Source organism: Sphingomonas metalli (assembly GCF_014641735.1).
Classification (GTDB): Bacteria; Pseudomonadota; Alphaproteobacteria; order Sphingomonadales; family Sphingomonadaceae; genus Sphingomonas; species Sphingomonas metalli.
Window position 1 is genome coordinate 1 of record NZ_BMIH01000002.1, and the last position, 16,091, is coordinate 16,091.

16 protein-coding genes are annotated in these 16,091 nt (G+C 67.8%); 5 read left to right on the forward strand and 11 right to left on the reverse strand.

Going from position 1 to position 16,091, the window contains the following annotated elements; all coding sequences use genetic code 11:
- From IEX18_RS06145 to IEX18_RS06180, 8 genes are all read right to left on the reverse strand, one after another.
- Nucleotides 1–265: hypothetical protein (locus IEX18_RS06145; RefSeq protein WP_188657884.1), on the reverse strand; the 265-nt coding region annotated here is incomplete at its 3' end.
- A gap of 169 nt (nt 266–434) precedes the next feature.
- The gene (locus IEX18_RS06150) at nt 435–1,760 is read right to left on the reverse strand and encodes an oligosaccharide flippase family protein (protein ID WP_188657885.1); all 1,326 of its coding nucleotides are present in this window, start codon (nt 1,758–1,760) and stop codon (nt 435–437) included.
- 54 nt (nt 1,761–1,814) lie between these two features.
- Nucleotides 1,815–3,071, reverse strand: a complete 1,257-nt coding sequence (locus IEX18_RS06155; protein WP_188657886.1) for a glycosyltransferase family 4 protein — start codon at nt 3,069–3,071, stop codon at nt 1,815–1,817.
- Entirely contained in the window at nt 3,071–4,060 is a 990-nt protein-coding gene (locus IEX18_RS06160; protein WP_188657887.1) for a hypothetical protein, read from the reverse strand. The genes IEX18_RS06155 and IEX18_RS06160 overlap by 1 nt, the downstream gene beginning before the upstream one ends.
- Nucleotides 4,057–4,830, reverse strand: a complete 774-nt coding sequence (locus IEX18_RS06165; RefSeq protein WP_188657888.1) for a CpsD/CapB family tyrosine-protein kinase — start codon at nt 4,828–4,830, stop codon at nt 4,057–4,059. The genes IEX18_RS06160 and IEX18_RS06165 overlap by 4 nt, the downstream gene beginning before the upstream one ends.
- A gap of 18 nt (nt 4,831–4,848) precedes the next feature.
- Entirely contained in the window at nt 4,849–6,423 is a 1,575-nt protein-coding gene (locus IEX18_RS06170; protein ID WP_188657889.1) for a GumC family protein, read from the reverse strand.
- Nucleotides 6,420–7,784 (reverse strand): porin family protein, encoded by a 1,365-nt coding sequence (locus tag IEX18_RS06175; RefSeq protein ID WP_188657890.1) that lies wholly within the window; start codon nt 7,782–7,784, stop codon nt 6,420–6,422. Before IEX18_RS06175 ends, IEX18_RS06170 begins: the two co-directional genes overlap by 4 nt.
- Nucleotides 7,784–8,434 (reverse strand): polysaccharide biosynthesis/export family protein, encoded by a 651-nt coding sequence (locus IEX18_RS06180; protein WP_229664409.1) that lies wholly within the window; start codon nt 8,432–8,434, stop codon nt 7,784–7,786. Before IEX18_RS06180 ends, IEX18_RS06175 begins: the two co-directional genes overlap by 1 nt.
- A gap of 121 nt (nt 8,435–8,555) precedes the next feature.
- On the opposite strand from IEX18_RS06180, the gene IEX18_RS06185 reads away from it, so the two are divergent.
- Nucleotides 8,556–10,205, forward strand: a complete 1,650-nt coding sequence (locus tag IEX18_RS06185; RefSeq protein WP_188657891.1) for a tetratricopeptide repeat protein — start codon at nt 8,556–8,558, stop codon at nt 10,203–10,205.
- The gene (locus IEX18_RS06190; RefSeq protein WP_188657892.1) at nt 10,202–10,966 is read left to right on the forward strand and encodes a WecB/TagA/CpsF family glycosyltransferase; all 765 of its coding nucleotides are present in this window, start codon (nt 10,202–10,204) and stop codon (nt 10,964–10,966) included. Before IEX18_RS06185 ends, IEX18_RS06190 begins: the two co-directional genes overlap by 4 nt.
- Before the next feature lie 237 nt (nt 10,967–11,203).
- Here IEX18_RS06190 and IEX18_RS06195 read toward each other — a convergent pair whose 3' ends face one another.
- Complete coding sequence (locus tag IEX18_RS06195; RefSeq protein ID WP_188657893.1) at nt 11,204–12,019, reverse strand: EpsD family peptidyl-prolyl cis-trans isomerase; 816 nt, start codon at nt 12,017–12,019, stop codon at nt 11,204–11,206.
- 133 nt (nt 12,020–12,152) lie between these two features.
- On the opposite strand from IEX18_RS06195, the gene IEX18_RS06200 reads away from it, so the two are divergent.
- Complete coding sequence (locus tag IEX18_RS06200; RefSeq protein WP_188658606.1) at nt 12,153–12,395, forward strand: XrtV sorting system accessory protein; 243 nt, start codon at nt 12,153–12,155, stop codon at nt 12,393–12,395.
- 24 nt (nt 12,396–12,419) lie between these two features.
- Here the strand turns inward: IEX18_RS06200 and epsI are convergent, their stop codons facing one another.
- Both epsI and xrtV read right to left on the reverse strand, forming a co-directional pair.
- A complete protein-coding gene (epsI, locus tag IEX18_RS06205; protein WP_188657894.1) occupies nt 12,420–13,151 on the reverse strand; it encodes an exosortase-associated protein EpsI, V-type in 732 nt (243 codons plus the stop codon).
- Nucleotides 13,148–14,011, reverse strand: a complete 864-nt coding sequence (gene xrtV, locus IEX18_RS06210) for an exosortase V (RefSeq protein ID WP_188657895.1) — start codon at nt 14,009–14,011, stop codon at nt 13,148–13,150. The genes epsI and xrtV overlap by 4 nt, the downstream gene beginning before the upstream one ends.
- Before the next feature lie 522 nt (nt 14,012–14,533).
- On the opposite strand from xrtV, the gene IEX18_RS06215 reads away from it, so the two are divergent.
- Both IEX18_RS06215 and IEX18_RS06220 read left to right on the forward strand, forming a co-directional pair.
- The gene (locus IEX18_RS06215; protein WP_188657896.1) at nt 14,534–15,454 is read left to right on the forward strand and encodes a hypothetical protein; all 921 of its coding nucleotides are present in this window, start codon (nt 14,534–14,536) and stop codon (nt 15,452–15,454) included.
- A gap of 51 nt (nt 15,455–15,505) precedes the next feature.
- Entirely contained in the window at nt 15,506–16,027 is a 522-nt protein-coding gene (locus IEX18_RS06220; RefSeq protein WP_188657897.1) for a retropepsin-like aspartic protease family protein, read from the forward strand.
- Nucleotides 16,028–16,091: the final 64 nt, after the last annotated feature.

Consider the following 16,091-nt stretch of genomic DNA (forward strand, 5'->3'; position numbering starts at 1 on the left):
ACTCATAGCCATGGTCCAGCGCCTTGCCCGGTCCCCGCTCGCCGCCGACCTGAACGTCCGCCGTACCCTCCCAGGTACACACGATCGTCGTCCCCTGGCCCGACATCACCGATGAAGGCGGCGTCAGAACACGCCACACCCGGTCGCCCGCCGCCAGCTTCGGATACCCGCCCGCATCATACGTGCCGTCCCAATTGGCCGCATTCCGCCAATTGTCCCCCGTCGCCAGATTCGCCAACGTCGGCTCGCCAGAATAATAGGCCATGCTGGCCACATTGATCCCCAGCCGGTATCCGGGAGACGCGACCGAAGGGCTGTGGGGCTCGGGCGCTTTGCCGCAGGATGCCAGCAGCGCCAGGATGAGCGGCGTGCCGGCCCATATCAGAAGACCGCGTTGCCGTCCGCCCATAAGCCACCCCCCTTCGACGCAAACATCAGGCGATCTTCAGCACATGCCTGATTACGAAGTCCGCCGCCGCTCCGACCGACAAACCCGCCCCGCCGACGAGCAGGAACAGCATCTCGTACCGCAGATCAAGGATGGCCTGCCGGCGCAGTGCGATCCAGCCATAGAGTTGCGCCACGACCTCAACGGTACCGACTGCCCAGACGATCCCGATCACGCCCAGAAAGGTCCAGCCGAGCCATCCCGCGACTAGCAGGTATATTAGGCGCACGACGTTGACCGTGAAGGTGAAGCGCGGGTGGCCAAGCGCGATCATCACCTCGTTGGCGGCATAGTTTCCCATCATGAAGAAAGGCGCGATCGCCATGATCTGGAGATAGGCGCCGGCGCCGGTGTAACGGGGATCGTAGAGCAGGACGATCAGGGACGGTCCGAAGCCGATCAGCCCGCCGGCCGCGAAGGCGTAGAGCAGCGTCGGGACCATCCGGTCGTGATAGAAGCGCCACGCCAGCGTCTCGGGGGCCTCCCGGCGCACCTCGGCCAGCAGCGGATAGAGGATGCGGCCTGCATAGCCCGACACGAGCGCCATCGGCGCCATCGCGAGCCCTCCGGCGATGACGTAGAGGCCCAACACATCGAGTGGCAGCAGCCGCGACAGGATCAGCTTGTCGCCCTGCGTGATGGCGAGCGTGAGGATGGTCGAGCCGGTGATGAACCGCGAAAAGCGCCACAGCTCCGCGGACCGCTGCATCGATAGGCGCCAGCGCTGCGAGGAATCGTCGTACAGCACATAGCTGAAGACCACGCCGAGCGCCTGCGATATGAGATTCGACAGGATGATCGCCCAATAGGAGCCGATCACCGCCGCTAGGCCGATCGAGATGGCGAGACCCAGGATCTGTGCGCCGACATCGATCCCGATCAGCTTTCGCACCTTGCGACTGCGCAGCGCCACGATCGGCGCCAGCGACCCCAGCCCGTCGATCAGCGAGGTCAGGCCCGCTACGGCGATGACCGGAGCCAGAGCCGGCTTCTCCATGAAGTTGGCGAGCGGACCGGCAAAGACGGCGGTCAGGACCGACAGGATGATTCCGCGGGCGAGCCGTAGCGTCCAGACCTCGTCGCGAAACCGGCGCTCGACGGTGCGCTCGTCACGGACGATGAAGGCGCCGACACCGATATCGGACACGAGCGCGACGGTGACGAGGACCGAGGTGATGACGCCAACTACGGCAAAGTCGTCGGCGCTGAGCAGGCGCGTCAGCACCATCGAGCTGACGATGCGCAGCAGGTTCTGGAAGACCATCTGCCAGACGATGAGGCTCGTATCGCCGAAGACGGCGCGACGGATCATGGCCCAGGACGGACGGGTGAGAGTGAGCGCCATAAGCTGTACCGATTCCCGACGTCAGGAGGATATGCCGCCCGCCGCGGCGCGCCGATAAAGCGGCAGCCAGCGGGCGAGGAGGTCACGCCAGCGAAAGCCCAGCGCCGCGGCGCGCGCATGCGCCGCCCGGGACAGACTTTCGGCATAGGCCGGATCGCGGGCAAGCCGGTCCATGGCCGCGGCGATGCCCGCCACGACCTGCGCTTCGCCGTCGGGCGGCAACATGATCGCCTCGCCGGGTCCGAGAAGCTGCTGGGGCCCGGCCCAGTCGACGCAGACGATCGGCAGGCCCAGCACCATCGCCTCCTGAAAGGCGATGCCGTTCGCTTCGGCCAATGAAGGCAGGACGAGCGCGCGATACTGAGAGAGCCGCGCATAGAGATTGGGCCCGGCCGGAACCCAACCGACGAAGCGCACCCGGTCGGCAAGGCCGAGGCGCGCAGCCAGCGCCTCGAGCGCATCGCGCTCTTCCCCGTCTCCGATGATGTCGAGCGTGGTCGCCGGATCGGCCTGCGCCACCGCGCGGATCGACAGATCACAGGCCTTGTAGCCGGTCAATCTGCCAAGCTGAACGAAGCGATGATTGACGCCTTGCTGGACGAACCGGGCGTGGTCGACCAGCGCGTCGGGGATGCCGCAGTCGAGTGTCTCGACCATCTGCGCGCGCGCGCAGCCGCCCAGTTCGAGCGCCTGCATCGTGCGTTCCCCGCCCGAAATCAGCAGCAGCGCGTCGCGCTTGCCGCGGAACAGCCGGCCGAGCACCGCCTGCATCGGCGCGAGGATCAGGCGACCGAGCCGCTTTCCACGCGGCTCGCGCATCTTGAAAGCAGGCGGATGGGCGACGTTGCCGTTGAGCGGTCCGATCACGACCCGCTGCTCCGGCATGTGGAAATAGGGCAGCACGGGCGAGATCGGCGAGGTGAAATGCACCACCCAGGGTCGGAAGTCGCGCGCCACGCTGCGGGCTAGCGCGTGCAGCTGCCAGGCGTTCAAGAGCGCCAGCAGCGGCTTCAGCTTGAGCCGGTGGAACCAGATCTGTGCCGGGCCATCCTCGACATAGTCGATCGCCAGATCCGGATAGGCGACGGCCATCTCCTCGCGGACACGGGCATGGGCGACCTGGCGGACGTCATGGCCGAGGGCGCGCAGTTCCAAGTGAATCTGCAGGGCCTTCAGCCCCTCCCCGCCCATTCGGCGCGAGATATTCGGCGCGACGAGCAGGATGCGTCGCGGCGCCCCCTCCTCCGCCGACGCAGCCGTCGCCGCGGCCCCGGTCATCAGCCGCCGCCCAGCACCGCGTAGAGACCGAGTTGCCGGGCGATGCGGCGATTGCGCATCTTGCGGTCGAACTTGGTCTGGGGATAGCCGACAAAGGGCCGGACCGGCGTCGGATCGGTCAGGTTGCGTGTCTCGGCGAAGAGCCCGGCCTTCTCGGCATCGACCAGCCAATCCTTGGCGATGCCGCCGGCATGCAGCGCCTTGACGTTGCCGAGGCCGAGCCCGCGCAGCGTCGCGACGCCGTCCCGCAGGCCGAAGCGGCGCGCCATGCGGCCGGCGACCGAATTGCCGAAACAGTGCCAGGCGGTCGGATCGAGATAGCCCCCGCCCATCCGCTCGGCGAGCGCGGCCCAGACGATCGACTCGACGTGCATCGAATGGGCATGGGGGGCGGTATCGAGCGTTTCGAGCAATTCCTCCAGCACCGCATAGGGCAGCGGCGCGCGGAACTGGCAGACGCCGATATCGGTGTGATCGGCCATCGGCACGTGCCGGTCATAGGCTTCGCGTACCAGCGGCTCCGGGAGCAGGCAGTTGGGCCGCTGCCACATCAGCAACAGGCCGGTGGCCGGCGTCGGTTCGAAGCGGAAGCGGTTCGGGAAATAGACGTCGGGGTCGATGATCACGACCTCTTCGCCGTCGGCCGCATACAGCACCGGATCGGTGATCTTGCGCCAGCAGGGATGGCCGCCGCGGAAGGTGCGGATCGCCGGATAGTCGGCGAAGACCGTCTCGGCCCGCCGGTCGGCATCGGCCTGGTCGTGCACGGCAAGCCGGTGCACCGTTCCCTCGACGAGCGGACCGATCGCCGCCTGCAACGCCTCGGCATCGGCGGCAGCGTCGGTCAGCAGCGCGAGATCGAGCGGTTCGTCCGAATGGGCGAGCAGGCTGGCGATGCACGCCTTCGCATAGCGCAGCGAGCGCGCACCCATGACGCAATAGACCTTGCGCGCACCACGCGCCGCCTCATGACCGGTCGCGGTGCTCAATTGTAATAGTCCGCGTAGCCGCTGCCCTTGCCATAGCCATAGCCATAGTCGCCGCCGGAGAAGCCCTTGACGTAATTGTTCAGGACGGTGCCGAGGCAGCGGACGGACTTGAGCAGCCGCATCGAATCGCGCACCTGCTTGGCGGTGGTGACGCCGTCCTCGACGACCATGATATAGCCGTCGATCAGTTCGCCGACGATCATCGCATCGTCATTGGCGAAGACCGGCGGCAGGTCGAGCAGCACGACCGATTGCCCGGGCATCGCGCGCATGCCGGCGATCAGGTCCTGGAACCGGCTGCTCGCGAGGAGCTCGGACGACAATACGCGGCGGACGGCAGCCGGGAAGACCGTAAGCGACTGGCCCTCGATCCCCCAGGCGATCTGCGACAGATCGGTGATCTGACCGCCCAGAAATTCCGTCATGCCGACCTCGACCGGCATGTTGAAGCGCTCGGCGACCGAGCCGCGGCGCAGGTCGAGATCGAACAGGACCGTCTGCAACTCCGGCAGGCGGGCCATGGAGGCGGCGAGATTGCACGCGACGAAGGTCTTGCCGACGCGCGGGGTGGCCGAGGTGATACCGATGACCCGGACGCCCGTTCCGACCATGCGCACGATCTGCGTGCGCAGCAGGTTGAACGATCGCGAGCGCTCGTCGCGGCTGCGGAAGCCGACGATCGCGTCGCCGAGCGCCTCTTGGGGGATATGGTGTCGCGGCGTCGTCGGGATGATGATCCCCGCGCCGCGGCCAGGCTGCTGATAATTCATGCGCAGTGATGTCCTATGCTAGCCCAGCGTGGCAGCGGATGCGTCGCGACGACGGCCGAATGGCAGGCGGAAGCGGCGTCGACGCGGACTGCGCTCTGCCGGCTCGTCCAGCTCTTCCTCGATCGCCTCGTCGGAGGACTTGCGTCCGAACAGCCGCCCCCGGCCGCCAGAGGCACGCTTGCCCGTCTTCGACAATTTGGGAACGATCACGAGCGGAGGTTCGCCGGTCAGCGCCTGAAGCGGCGCGACGCCACGGATCGGACGCGCGATCAGCTCGAGCAGCAGCACCATCGCCACGCCGAAGCCGCCGCCGCCCGCGATGCCGCTGGCGAGGAGCATCGGCCGGTTCGGCGAGCTGGGCCGGTCGGGCGCGACCGGCGGATCGATCACCGTCAGACGTTCGCCGCGCTGCTGCTCGCTGATTCGCGCACTGCCGCGCGCGGCAAGAAGGTTGCTCTGGATCTTCTGGAAGTTGGTGCGCAGGCCATCGGCCTTCGCCTCCAGCTGCGAGATCTGCTCCTGGACCGCCGGCCCCCGCGCCTGGGCGGCCGCGACCGCACTGGCACGCGCCGTCTCGCGGTTCGAGGCAGCTTCCAGATTCGCGATCGCCGCGTTGTTCGACGCGATCTGCGAGCGGATCATGGGATTGGTGTCGAACCGGGTCTTGTTCTGCTGGGCGAACTTCTTCGCCAGGTCCAGGCGCTTCTGCGCGGACAGCACGTCGGGATGGCTGTCCGAATATACCGCCCGCGCGGAGGCCAGCGCCGCCTCTGCCGCGATCACGCCCTGATCGCGGTCGGTCGCGGTCGCCTGCAGTTGCAGCTGCTGCTGAAGCTGCGAATTCTCGCGCTGGAGCGAGGCGATCTGCGCCTGGTAGTTGCCGCCGCCGGTCATCAGCAGCATGCCGCTGCTGTTCGAAAGGGTCATGCCGTTGGCCAGCTTGATCGATTCGATCTGGCGCTCGATCGCGTTGATCTGGCCGGTCAGGTTGTTCGCCTGCTCTTCCAGGAACTCGACGGTGCCGGTCGCCTGCTCCGCGGTCTGCGTGGCGTCGAGCTTGACGAGGCGCTCGACGAAGTCCTGCGCGACCAGCTGCGCCTTCTGCGCCTCGGGATATTCGAAGCTGAGAGAGAAGGCGATGGTGTTCGATCCGGGCCCGCCGCCGCCGATATCGGCCGACACCGGCGCGATGCTGGTCGAGGCGCGCATCTTGTCGAGCACCGCCGACAGGGGCTGGCGCTGGCGCTCGTCCGGATAGAGGTTGTTGCCCTCGATCAGCTCGATGAGGTCGGGTCGGCTGAGGATCTGCTGGCGGATCTTGGCGATACGCCGGTCGATCGGACTGCCCTGCTGCGCGCCCTGGTCGCCGCCGACCAGATCCGCGGAAAGCTGGGGCGATTCGACCAGCATGAGAGCGCTGGAACGGTAGCTGGCCGGCAGCAGGAACGCGGCCGCCGCGCCGACCGCGGTGCCGGCGATCAGCGGCAGGATGATCCACCAGCGACGCTGCCAGATGATCGACGGAAGATAGGCGATCAGGCCGCCGCCGCCGCCCTGTTCATTCTCGAGCTCTCCGCCGTAACCGTCGCTCATTGGAACCTGCCTATCGAGAACGACAAGCCGAGACGGCCCGTGACGTCATTGATGTTGTTGCCGACGATGCCGCCCCCGCCGCGGCGATAGCTGACCGAGCCGACCGCCGAGAGGCGGCGACCGAGCCGACGTTGCAGCGACGCATCGGTGAAGATGATGTCCTGCGCGGGCACCGGGAAGAGCACCTCGCCCTGCACGGCGCCGACCCGGCTGTAATTGGCGGACAGCGCGCCGCTGAGATCCGGGTTGAAGCGATAGGAGAAGCTCGCGCCGATATCGGTCTGGGTCCGCACGCCGCCGAAACCGGTGACGGTCGGGGTGCGCGATACCGTGACGCAGCCGTTCGACCGCTCACCGGTACGGCATAGCGATCCGTTGACCGAAACGGTCACCCGCCTGCGCCCGTCCTGGGTGACTCCCGCCTGCGTTCCGGTCTGGCGCGAAATGGCCGCGCCCGCCGCAAGGCTGAGATTCAGGCGTTCCGACAGCGAAGTCGAGTAGGTCGCACGCGGCGTATAGATCTGCGACGCAAAGCCGTTGTCATAGTCGACATAGCTCGCCGCGACCTGGAAGCCGACGGTCGAGATCTCCGTCAGCGCGCGCGAATAGCCGAGGCTGCCGCCATAGCTGTTGAAGTTGTTGACGAAGGGCGAGGTGCTGGCAACGCCCGGATAGCTCGACCGGGAAATGTTGAGTCCGCCGTTCCATGTCGACCGCGGATCCGTCCGGTAGCTGCCATTGGCTTCGGCGGACAGAAGGTTGCGCCGCTGGCGCAAGCCGATCAGGCCGACATCGCCGTCGACGCCGATCAGGTTGACCGGCGTGACCGTGACGGGCGTGAAGGCCGGCGCGTTGCCGTCGACGACCGGGCTTGCGCCCTGCGTGACGCCGCCGATCACGCTCGGCGAGCCCGAGATGGTGCCGGGCAGCGCCGCCGGCGGCGTCAGCGGCGTGATGAAGCCGGCACCGCCACCCAGGATCTGGCTGTCGAAGGCGACGCTGACCCCCAGCGAGGTGCGCGCGTTCGGCTCCGTCCGCCCGGACGCGCTGACGCCATAACCGCTGTTGCTGCCGTACCGCGAGAAATAGTCCGCGCGATTGTAGTTGGCCGAAACCGTCGCCGAGTCCGTACCCTGGGAGAAGTTCACGGACGGACGCACGTCGAGCTGGGTCGATGCGGCGCCGCTGCTCCGGCTGTTGCCGTTCGAATCGGGCTGGAGGAACGGGCTGCTCGAATAGGCGCCGCCGGCCGTGACCGTCAGCGACGGAACCGTCTCCACCTGGGCCGACGCGCCGCCCGCCAGCACCAGCGATGCCGCGCTGCCGAGCAGCGGCGCGACCAGCATGACACACCGCGACATCAGGGGACCACCACCGTGTCGCCGCTCTGCATCTCCGGCAGGCTGCTGAGATCGCCCTTGCCGACATTGCCGCGGATCCAGTCGGTCAGGCGAACGCGGATCGGGGTCATTGCGCCACCGGGCTGCTTGCGCATGATGACGACGTCGTTGGTATTGGCGAAGTCGGTCGGGCCGCCGGCGAGGAAGATCGCGTCGAGCACGTTGATGTAGCGGCCCGGGGTGAGCGAACCGGGAGAGCGGACCTTGCCGATCACAGAGATCTGATAGCCGCTCGGCGTCCGGATCGAGACAGTCACCTGCGGTACCTGGTCCCGGAATTGGCTGGCCAGCCCGCGCGAGATGGTCGCCTCCAGCTCGGCCGGCAGCTTGCCGGCGGCATCGACCCGTCCGACGAGCGGGAAGCTGAAGGTGCCGTCCGGCAGGACGCGGATCGTGCGCTGCAACCGCTCCTCGCCCCAGACATAGACTTCGATCTCGTCGCCCGGATTGATGCGATAGGCCGCGAACTGCGATGTGCGCGCGGGCGACGGAGCCGTTCGCGCCGCCGACGGCGCCGATCGCGCGGTCGTTCCGGTCTGAGCGGCCGCGGGCAACGCCGATGCCGCGGTCATGCCGGCAACTGCCAGAACCCGCACCAGAACCTTCATCATCGTCGGAAAACCCCTCGGGCGTGTAATGGATCGGGGTTGCCTTAGCCCCAGAACCTTGAAAAAGCCATAAGCGATCAGGGCCTGCCGCCCTGTCTCGGGTCCAACGATCAAAGGCGAATGCGTGACGGCGAAGGTCCATCTTCACGGTCGAACGACCCTGCTCGCGATCCTGCTGGCGGGCGCGTCGCTGCTCGGGGGCTGCAAGTCCGCCGCCGAACGCGCCGCCGCCGCGATGGCGCAGGGGCAGCAGCTGGCGGCGGCCGGCCAATATGCCGCCGCGCAGCAGCAGTTCGACATCGCCGTGCAGGCGCGCGACGATCTGCCGGACCTGTGGATGATGCGCGCGCGCAACCAGATCGCGCTGGGCGACTATTCGGGCGCCTATGCCTCCTATCGCAACGCGCTCGATCAGGATCGCACGAACCGGGAGGCGCTGGACGCGATGGCGCAGCTGTCGCTCGCCTCCAAGCGCTTCGACGATGCCCGCGACTATGGCGAACAGATCCTGGCGCTGGCGCCGCAGGACCCTACCGGCCTGCTCGTGACCGCCAGCGTCGCGTTCGAGATGGGGCGCTTCCAGGCGGCGTCCGATACCGTACGCCAGCTGCTGAAGGTGGCGCCCGACAATGAGCGCGGCCTGGTCCTGCTCGGTCGGCTGGAGGAGCGGCGCGGACGATTGCAGGAAGCCGCGGCCCTGGTCGAACCGATCTTCAAGCAGCGGGGCGGTGGCGACGAGCTGCGCGCGCTGCTCGCCAAGATCTATGGCGACCAGGCCGACGGGAAGGGACTTCTCGCGATCGCCCAGCGCGACGCGGCGGATCGGCCGCGCGACCCCAAGGTGATGCAGACGCTCGCGCAGCGGCAGGCAACCGTCGGCGGAATCGCCGCCGCCCTGGACGCGCTCAACACCGCGCACACCGTGAAGCCCGGCGATGCGATGCGGGCCGAAACGGTTTTGACGCTGGCGCGCGCGGACGTCGCGCCCGCTGCCATCGTCGCTGCCGCATCCGGACTCGTCTCTCCACAGGTCGATCTCGTCACCGCGCTCGCCGAATATGCGATAGCCCGCGGCGACTATCGTGCCGCCGCCGCACTGGTCGCGCGTCTGCCCGCCGGCAATGGCGAGGACCGCACCGACCAGGAAGGCCTGCGCGCCTTCATCGCTGCCGCAGGCGGCCAGATGCAGGACGCCAGCCGCCGCGCCGACGCGGTGCTCGCGATCGATTCGGGCGAACCCTATGCCTTGATGGCGCGCTCCCAGGTGGAGCTGGCAGGCAGAAACCTTGATGCCGCGCTGCGCGACGCGCGGCTGGTGGTCAGCCAGAACCAGCAGTTCGCCACCGGCTATGCATTTCTCGCCCGCGTGCTCAACGCGCGCGGAGACCGGATCCTGGCCGACAAGACGCTGTTCGACGGCAATAACGGCGACAAGGCCAATCCGTTGGCGCTCCGCCAGCTGGTCATGCTGCTGGTCGCCCGCGGCCGGAGCGGCGATGCGCTGAGCTATGTCCGACGCTACACCATCGAAAATCGGGACGTTCCGGCCGGATGGACGATGCGGCAGGCACTGTGCCGCAGCACCGGCGATGCGGCCTGCGTGCAGCGCGCGACGGCGGTCCTGGCGCGGCTGCGGGGCGGTGACGGACCGGCCCCCAGGATACCGGATGACGAGCTGGAGAGCGCCCGCGATCTGCGCGACGTCTATGGCGATGCGGGCGACGATGGCGACGACGGGACGGCCGCGACCGCCGCTGCGGGGAACGCGCAATGAGTGACGGTCGGATTTCCTTTCTCGGCCTCGACTTCGATCCGCTGGAGCCGGACGCGATGCTGGCGGTGCTCGCCGAGCGCGATCCGACAGCCCCCTTCGCCTATTGGGTGACGCCCAATGTCGATCACGTCGTGCGCCTGCATACCGAGGACGCGCCTGACGGGGATGCGGTGTGGGCGGCGTATCGGGCAGCGGAGTGGTGCAGCTGCGACAGTCGCATATTGGCGGTGCTCGCTCGTCGACAGGGCATCGGGCTGCCGGTCGTGCCGGGCAGCGACATGACGCCGATGGTGCTCGATCGCGCCTGCCGCCCCGGCGACCGGATCGCGGTGATCGGCGGCACGCCCGAGACCTGCCGCGCCCTGTCCGCGCGGTACCCGGCGCTTGCCATCGTCCAGCATTGCCCGCCCATGGGCATGCGCCGCAATCCGGCCGCGATCGAGGCGGCGGCGGCGTTCGTTGCGGAAGCGCGGGCCCGGTTCGTCTTTCTGGCGGTCGGGTCGCCCCAGCAGGAGCTGCTCGCCGCCCGCATCGTCGCGCGCGGGGACGCGGGCGGCATCGGCCTGTGCATCGGCGCGTCGATCGAGTTCGTGGTAGGCGAAAGCCGGCGCGCACCGCGAATCGTGCAGAAGCTCCACGTCGAATGGGCGTTCCGCCTCCTGTCTGACCCGCGCCGCTTGTGGAAGCGCTATCTGGTCACGGGGCCGCGGATATTCGCCATCGCACGCCGCCATCGGCGGGAGGCTGATGCAGACGCGTGATGCCGGGAAAGCGATGCCGGTTCGGGCCGAAATTGGTCCAGAACGGATCGAATGACATCGTCGGCGGAGTACAGGCCCTGCCGGAAAGACGATCCGTCCCGCTCGAGCGAACCGAAGGCCGCAGACGTGAGGGGAACCGGACGAGGCTCCGCCCTGCGCCGAGGCGACAGGATGAGATGACGGCACACGCGCCGGTGGGAGGTTCCCCTCACCATCGGCGCGTGTGCCGCCCCGCGATCAGCTCTTCGCCTTGGCGGCTGCCGCGGCGTCGCCCTTCGGCTCGAAGCCCGGCTGATAGTCGATCTTCGCCGCGTCGCGCGCCTGCTTCAGCTGCTTCTGCGCGATGTCGGTGACCGCGTTGCGGCGGATCATCTCGGCGGCGACCTTGCGGGCATTCTCGCCGTCGATCGGCGCGTCCGACTTGCCGTTGAGCACGCTGACGACGACGTTGCCGCCGGTCGCGATCACGAAGGGTTCGCCGGCGGGCAGCGCGGTGACCTGCTTCAGCAGATCGGGCGGGGTGGCCAGAGTGTCGAGCTTCGACTGCTGGCGCTGGAACTGGATGTTCATCGCCGAGAGGCGCTTGGCGACCGCGTCGAGGCTGTGATCCGCCTCCAGCGCCTTCAGCTTGTTGCGATCCGACGGCATCGCGAAGACGATCTGGTCGAGATTGTATACCGCGCGCTGCGCGAACATCTGCGGATTCTGCTGGATGAAGCGATCCGTGTCGGTCGGCGTCGGCACCGGGATGTTCTTCGTGACCTGCTGGCCGAGCATCTCGATCATCAGCTGATCGTCCGTCCGGCGCTCGCGCTGGAGGAAGTCGGGATCCTTGTCGATGCCGCGATCGCGCGCCTGCTGCACCAGCAGCTTGCGGTTGATGAGGTTCTGCAGGGCCGCAGCGCGGATCACGTCCTTGTCGCCGCCGGCGGGCGCGTTCTTCAGCTCGCCGTTCAGCTCGGACAGCGAAACTTCCTCGCCGTTCACGACGGCGACGACCTGACCGGTCGCCTCGCGCTTGCACCCCGCGACCGCGATGGCCGAGGTCAGCATCAGGATTGTTAAGGCTTTCGATCGCATATCAGTCTTTCACTCCTCGAGAACGTCGATTAACCGGGGGCGCGGGGCGATCCGCTTTTTGCGTTTCACCGACTACGCCATACGCCGCCACTAAAGGGAATAGGTGATGCAGACTATCTACGATTGGATTACGGTGGCGTTCTTTGCCGGGTTGGTCGTGCTTCTCCTGCAGCGGTCGGTCGGACCGGAGGAAAAGCAGGATTCGATGCTTCACTACATCGTTCCCGCCGGCGGCTGCGCCGTCACCAACTATCTCGGCAACAACGGATACGACATTTTCGCCGTGCTCGTCTTCGTCGGCATCATCGCCTACACCCTCCACTTCCTCAAGCCGTTCGCACGGACTTGAGCCCCCTTCCCCCACGCTAGCGGATCAGTGCGGGCCGATCAGCAGCTTGCGGCCCGCCTTCCCCGAATCCGCGACCAGCGCCTGGACGAACCGCGTCAGCGTCGCGAGCGCCGCGTTTCGATCGTCGCCGATCACCGAGGCCCTGGCCAACAGTCCATCCGGAATCAGGCCGCGCAGATTCGCCTTCGCCATTTCCAGGCGCTGGTCGAACCAGCGGATCGGCAGCGCATCGCCCACCCGCGTCCAGTAGATGATATATTCGCGCCGCGCGCCGCGATCGGCGGTGAGGAAGCGGCACGGGATCGCAAAGCCCGGAGCGATCGGCACGCTGGCCGCGACATTCTCCAGGATCGTGAATCCAGAGGCCGGATAACAGACTTCGGGCCGGTGGACCTGAAGGCGCCCTTCCTGGACGCTGCTATAGGCGACGACCAGCATGACGGGCTCGACCCCGGTGCCGTCATAGACGCGGGTCAGCAGCTGTTCGTACAGCGTGCGCGAAAGCTGGTCCTCCGGCGGCAGGATCAGGCCCGAGGCGGACTCATAGGCCCAGGGGCCGAGCCGCTCCGGGAATAGCTTGTCGAAGCTCTTGTCGGTCTGCCGGTCGACGCTCCGCCGCGGAACGTAGAGCTCCGACAGGGCGACCGTACCGGCCAGCGCCAGGCCGATCAGCAGCTTGCGCCGCGACAGCGGATCGGGCGCATCGTGATCGCGATCCGAAACAGGCACCGCGCCCTTGGTCACGATCGTGCTCATGCCTTCATCCAGCCCATGCGGCGGCCGACCGCGGTGAACAGCTTGTCGACCGCGAAGATCGTCAGCACCGAGGCGACGAACATGAAGAGCCCGGCCGCTTCGTGCAGGAAGCCCTGCGCCACCGCCTCGCCGGCATGATAGGTCAGGAGGACCAGGATCATGACGCGCAGGAAGTTGGCGAAGACCGCGATCGGGAAGATCAGCGCGACCAGCAGCAGCGTGTACCGCCAGCTCGCGTTGTGGCGCAGGTAGACATAGAAACTGCCGATCGCCGTCAGGCTGATCAACGAGTTGAGGCCGGCGCAGGCGGCCGCGATCAGCAGCTCGAACTGGCCGATATAGATGCTCACGCCCGAAGTCGCGACCGGATAGCCGACTGCGGCGAGCAGCCCCACCACCGACTTGCTGATGGCAAGCTTCACCGGCTGGGTGGCGATGTCGACGAAGGTGTCCGGAATCGGGATCAGGAAGATCGAATAGAGGATCGGAAACCAGAGTACGCCCAGCACCCGCTTGCCACCGATCGCGTAGAGAACGGCGATCAGCGAGATATAGGCGGCAAGGCCGCGCACCTCGAGCAGTCCGGTGATCCGCGCCGCGACGTAGAGGAGCAAGCCCGGGGCGAGCGCGAGCACCGCATGCCACGCCTTGGGCGCCTTCATCGCGGCGATCGCGTCGCGGGCGCTCAGCGCAAACAGCCAGATGGCCGTGGCGAAGACGATCGGCGCATGCGCCGCCTGGTCGGTGCCCCACCCGCGCGACGCCAGGTCGATCAGCGTCGGCGCGGCAAGCATCACCACGCCGACCCAGAAGATCGGCGCGCGGCGGAAGGCGTTCCAGACAGCCTGGATGCCGTTCACCCAGGGATTGTGCCCGCCGCTGCCACCTTTGCGGGCGACGGGCGATCCGGCATGAGCGGCTGTTGCGGCTTCGACCGTGACAGCACCCTCTGCCGCGGGCCAGTCCGGCTGCGGCGAGGCTCGATGGGATGAAACGCTCAGGTCCATGGTGGCCGCACGCCTAGATCGCAAAGGTTAAGGGGCCGCAAAGGCACAGACCGCCCCGGTCGCCGGAAATTGCCGCCACCACCCGCGCGCCCGGTTTCCCGCCCGCTGGGCTTTCAGCATCGAGGGCAAGCCAGCTCGTCCCCCATCGCTCGGCTTGAGACACCTTCTCCAACCCGGCCGCCATATCGGCAACCCCCTGATTTGGCAACGGCGCCAAGTGGAACGGCGGCGGCGCGGCGCGACTCATCATGGGACAGGCCCCGGCCAATAGGCGTTGCACGGACTTTGGTGCGCTGCCATCCTGTGTCCAACAGGGAGACACATCATCATGACCAAGGCAGCGCGTCGTGCGCCTGCGCCGGGAGCAGGTGACTGATGGCGGACAGCAACATGCCCGCCGATCGCACCGGAACGGCACAGGTGGACCGGTCGCCCGAGGACCGCGCGCGTCGGCGCAAGCGGATCCGGGGCCTGATCGGCGGCTGGGGCGTGGTCGTGGCGCTTTTCCTGCTCTGGCAGACGCTGACCTATCGCGGCCTGATCGCGCTGGCGGCGGAGTGGCAGTTCAACACCTTCGGCCGCTATTATCCCTCGCTGACCTATATCCTGCTCGCCGCGCTGATCGCGTCGCCGGTCCTGTGGCTGTTGCGCGGCCGCACCGCGCAGAGCGAGCCGGCGGTCGCGCCCGCGCTGCTTCCGGGGCTGGCGTTCATCCGCACGATCATCGGCGTCGGCGCGGGCTGTTTCGCCGCCTGCCTCGTGGTGCTGATCGCGATGGTCTCACTACCCGATGATCAGGGCGTTCCCGAGCGGATCGTTCTCGGCACGCCGGCTGCGGCCAACCCGCCACGCACCGGGCCGACCATCCTCGTCGGCACGGTCGTCCGCGACCGGACCGCCGGGCTCAACCAGGAGCTGCTCGTCGCCCGCCGGACGATCCGCTTTGCACCCCTGATCGGACCGGGCTCGGGACGCGAGGCGATCCGCTTCTTCGTCGAGATCGGCCCGAACGAGGACGCCGCGACCTTGCGGCCGGACGGGCTGCGACAGGGCGTCCTGCGGCGCCACGGCCTGCCCGGCGAGCTCGAAAAGCTGTTCCGCTATGCCGGCTACGACCTGGCCCAGCCCTATTACACGCTCTACGCGTCCACGGCCGGATTGCGCTGGCCCTATCGCGTCGCCGCCGGGCAGCTGGCGATCGTCGGCCTGATCTGCCTGCTCGCGGCCGGACTGCTGCACCTGCGCCGCGAAAGGCTGCGCCGGCGTATTCTGCAGCAGCGCGTTAATGCCGCGTAAACCGCTGCGAATGACAGGTTTGTTTACCTTCGAGCGGCAGATTCCGCGTCCATGATCTCGTCGCTGACCATGAAGTCGCTGCCGGTCGCCATAGCCGCGCTCGGCATTACCGGCATGACCCATCCGGGCGCCGGCACATCGTTCGCGCGTCCCGCCGCGAGCCAGGCGGTGCCGGGGGCGGAAGCGCGGATCGCCCTGCCCCATGGCCGGCTGACCCTGAAGCGCGCATCGGATGGCCTGTTCTACGTGACCGCCCATGTCAACGACGCCCCGGTCCGCTTCGTGGTCGATACGGGCGCCAACGTGGTGGTGCTGACCAAGGCCGATGCGCGCGCCGCCGGAATCGACGCCCCCGCGCAGACTGCCAGGGTCGCCCTGCGGACGGCCGGAGGGCGGCGTGCGATGCGCTGGGCCAGCATCCGCAACCTCAAGATCGGCGGCCATAGCGTGCCCAACACCGACGCCGTCGTCACCGCGGGCGATGGCCCGCCGCATTCGCTGCTCGGCCAGTCGGCGCTCAGCCGCTTCGAATCGGTGACCCTGCGCGGCGATCAGCTCGAGCTGCGGATCTGACGCCGGCGCCGTCGCGCACCTCGTCCCTCGCTAGTTAGACGGTCGATCGATCTCCGGTACCGCT

Bases quoted from the DNA above. Each gene is read 5' to 3' on its own strand.
- IEX18_RS06170 (WP_188657889.1), bottom strand. From the start codon at position 6,423: ATGAGCGACGGTTACGGCGGAGAGCTCGAGAATGAACAGGGCGGCGGC.
- IEX18_RS06190 (WP_188657892.1), top strand. From the start codon at position 10,202: ATGAGTGACGGTCGGATTTCCTTTCTCGGCCTCGACTTCGATCCGCTG.
- IEX18_RS06165 (WP_188657888.1), bottom strand. From the start codon at position 4,830: ATGAATTATCAGCAGCCTGGCCGCGGCGCGGGGATCATCATCCCGACG.
- IEX18_RS06175 (WP_188657890.1), bottom strand. From the start codon at position 7,784: ATGTCGCGGTGTGTCATGCTGGTCGCGCCGCTGCTCGGCAGCGCGGCA.
- IEX18_RS06150 (WP_188657885.1), bottom strand. From the start codon at position 1,760: ATGATCCGTCGCGCCGTCTTCGGCGATACGAGCCTCATCGTCTGGCAG.
- IEX18_RS06200 (WP_188658606.1), top strand. From the start codon at position 12,153: ATGCAGACTATCTACGATTGGATTACGGTGGCGTTCTTTGCCGGGTTG.
- IEX18_RS06155 (WP_188657886.1), bottom strand. From the start codon at position 3,071: ATGACCGGGGCCGCGGCGACGGCTGCGTCGGCGGAGGAGGGGGCGCCG.
- IEX18_RS06195 (WP_188657893.1), bottom strand. From the start codon at position 12,019: ATGCTGACCTCGGCCATCGCGGTCGCGGGGTGCAAGCGCGAGGCGACC.
- IEX18_RS06180 (WP_229664409.1), bottom strand. From the start codon at position 8,434: ATGATGAAGGTTCTGGTGCGGGTTCTGGCAGTTGCCGGCATGACCGCG.
- IEX18_RS06220 (WP_188657897.1), top strand. From the start codon at position 15,506: ATGATCTCGTCGCTGACCATGAAGTCGCTGCCGGTCGCCATAGCCGCG.
- epsI (WP_188657894.1), bottom strand. From the start codon at position 13,151: ATGAGCACGATCGTGACCAAGGGCGCGGTGCCTGTTTCGGATCGCGAT.
- IEX18_RS06215 (WP_188657896.1), top strand. From the start codon at position 14,534: ATGGCGGACAGCAACATGCCCGCCGATCGCACCGGAACGGCACAGGTG.